We start from the raw sequence: 2,385 nt of genomic DNA, 5'->3' as shown, positions 1-2,385 counted from the left end.
CGTGGTGAGCCCGGTTTCGACCTTGCTCAGGTAGCCCTTGCTGTAGTGGACGCGGTCCGCCAGTTCCGTGAGGGAGAGGCCGGCGGCGTGGCGCAGGCGGCGCAGCTCCGCGCCGAACGTCGCTCGTTCGCTCATCAGCACCCACCCTCGTCGAAGGACAAGTATGGCCGTGGAAACGGTCCCGGGACACCGGCCGGCCGGGGTGCTCGCCCCGGCCGGCTCGTGGTCGTGTCGCATGCCGGCCTCAGCCGAACACGACGGTCAGCAGGGCCAGGACGAGCCCGATCGCGTGGGTCTGCATGGCTACCGCACCTCCTCTCCGTACGCGGCGACCACCGGGGTGAGCTGCTGCGGCGCGGTGACGGGGTCCGGCTGGTGGCCCAGCGCGACCCCGGCGACCAGCGCCGACGCGGTCAGCCAGAAAGCCAGCCGCAGGAGCAGCGAAAACGAACAGACGACCTTCATTTCGACTCCTTCGACTGGGCGCACGCGGGCGCCACCCGGGCACCCGGGAACACCCGGTGGTCTTGTGGTTTATCGCCGCGGAATCGGTGCGGCCCATGCAGAATGCGGCCCATCGGAACGGTCCGACAAGGAGTTTCCTGTTTCCGCTAACGAGGGGAAAGGAAACCCCGGGATAACGATCCGTTCGTCCCGACATGATCGACTGGACACCGGCCGCGGCGGTGACGAGTATTGATCCCCGTGCGTGGAGCGGGCAGGGGAGGAACGGTGGACCTCAGTGCGGCGGACGTGGTCGGAGAGCTGAAGATTCTCCGCAAGGGGAGGGCAATTTTCACCACACCGCTCGGCGATCGGGTCGGCCCGGCGTTGCGCACCACATGTGGCATTTTGGAAGATGACGACACCGTGGAGATGCGGCGTAAAATCACGAATCGCTTGCGCCCGCTGGTCGAGACGCTGCCGGAAGACCTCAGGATCGCGTTGCTGGCGGCGTTCGCGCTGGACGAAGCCGCGCGCAAGCCCTTCTACCAGGAGCGGGTGCGCTGGGCCGCGATCACGCTGGAACGCGACGACCGCACCGTCCGGCGGCGCATCGACGACGGCATCGAGCAGATCGCGGCAATGGCGGTGGCGGCCGCCCGGCCGCACTCGCCGTCGCCCTACCCGAGCCGCAGTTGGCACACCGAAGAACTGCGCGTCTCACTGGCACTGGACCAGCCGCAGGCGGAGGTGTTCGAAATCCGCCGGGTGGTCGCGGACGCCGACGAAATCAGCGAACTCGATCTCGCGCTGACGCTCACCACGACCGCCAATTCCGGCGCATCCGTGAGTGCGGAGGATCTCGAGGTCGACGTGTTCCACGGCGGTGTGCTCACCAAGCGCGAGATGGAGTCGAGCGACCGCGTCGGGCTCGCGTTGCGATTGCCGGCGCCGTTGCAGCGCGGGCAGCGGCACGAGATCGCGCTGCGGTTCCGGGCGCGCCTGCGGGAACCGCATTACGTGTGCGTGCCGCGGCACCCGTGCGAGTTGTTCGACCTGCACGTCCGCTTCCGGGACCAGGTGCCGGAGCGGATCGTGAAGCTGGAGAAGGCGTTCCAGAACGACACGCGCGACCGCTTCCCGCGCGGGACGGAGCTGACCGCCGACGACGCCGGTGAGGTGCACGTCCAGTTCCGGCACCTGGCACCGGGCTTCGCCTACGGCGTCCGCTGGCAGTCCGACCCCGAATGACGTGAATGACTCATTCATGTCGCCGGACGACATGAATGAGTCATTCACTGCACGCGGTCAGCCGGTCGGGGCCAGGGACGTGGGCACCTCGCCCGGCACCCCGAGCAGCTTGGCCTCGCCGAGGTTCAGGTAGTTGCCGGAATCGCCGCACGACCCGGACTTGACCGGCTGCCAGCCGATCTTCAGCCGCAGGACACCGGTGACGTCGAGGTCGATCGCCGTCGGCTTGTTCAGTTCCAGCACCGTCGTCTGCAGCTTGCGGCCGTCGCCGAAGATCTCGAGCTGCACCTTCAGGCCGGAGTCGGCGGAGTTGTCGTCGAGGCCGGCGGTCGCGGTGAACTTCCGGTAGCCCTTGGAGATGTTGTACTCGGCCGTGTCGGCTTCCGAGCACTCCTGGACGCCGGTGCCGACGGTGTGCAGGTACGGCTTGCCGCCGATGTTGCCGGTCTCGTGGTTGCGGTCGAAGGACCCCTCGACCGGGGTCAGCTCGCTCAGGTACTGCTCGACCGTCGCGTCGCCGGCGGAGGCGGAAGCCGGGACCGCCGGCGCGGACGTGGTGCTCGCCGTGGTGGGAGCGGCGGCGGTCACCGTGGCCGTGGGCGGGGCCTGCGTGATCGTCACCGGGGCGGGCGCGGCCGCCGGGGTGCCGCCCGAGTTCGCCAGCGCCACCGTCGTGACGCCGGCGGCGGC

4 protein-coding genes are annotated in these 2,385 nt (G+C 69.1%); 1 reads left to right on the top strand and 3 read right to left on the bottom strand.

What is annotated here, in order from left to right; genetic code table 11:
- Together G3I65_RS10615 and G3I65_RS10610 are read right to left on the bottom strand one after the other, a co-directional pair.
- A partial coding sequence (locus G3I65_RS10615) for a helix-turn-helix domain-containing protein (protein WP_160695946.1) occupies positions 1-135 on the bottom strand: 135 nt, incomplete at its 3' end.
- Between the two features lie 168 nt (positions 136-303).
- Complete coding sequence (locus G3I65_RS10610; RefSeq protein ID WP_160695945.1) at positions 304-465, bottom strand: hypothetical protein; 162 nt, start codon at positions 463-465, stop codon at positions 304-306.
- Between the two features lie 435 nt (positions 466-900).
- Between G3I65_RS10610 and G3I65_RS10605 the strand changes: the two genes are divergently transcribed.
- Positions 901-1,695, top strand: a complete 795-nt coding sequence (locus tag G3I65_RS10605; protein ID WP_239071015.1) for a hypothetical protein — start codon at positions 901-903, stop codon at positions 1,693-1,695.
- A gap of 57 nt (positions 1,696-1,752) precedes the next feature.
- Here G3I65_RS10605 and G3I65_RS10600 read toward each other — a convergent pair.
- On the bottom strand, positions 1,753-2,385 hold a 633-nt coding region (locus G3I65_RS10600), incomplete at its 5' end, for an NPCBM/NEW2 domain-containing protein (RefSeq protein WP_160695944.1).

The sequence above is a fragment of the Amycolatopsis sp. SID8362 genome, from assembly GCF_010550475.1.
GTDB lineage: Bacteria > Actinomycetota > Actinomycetes > Mycobacteriales > Pseudonocardiaceae > Amycolatopsis > Amycolatopsis eburnea.
The sequence above is the reverse complement of the archived record's forward strand: the minus strand, read 5'-3'. Positions and strand labels throughout refer to the sequence as shown.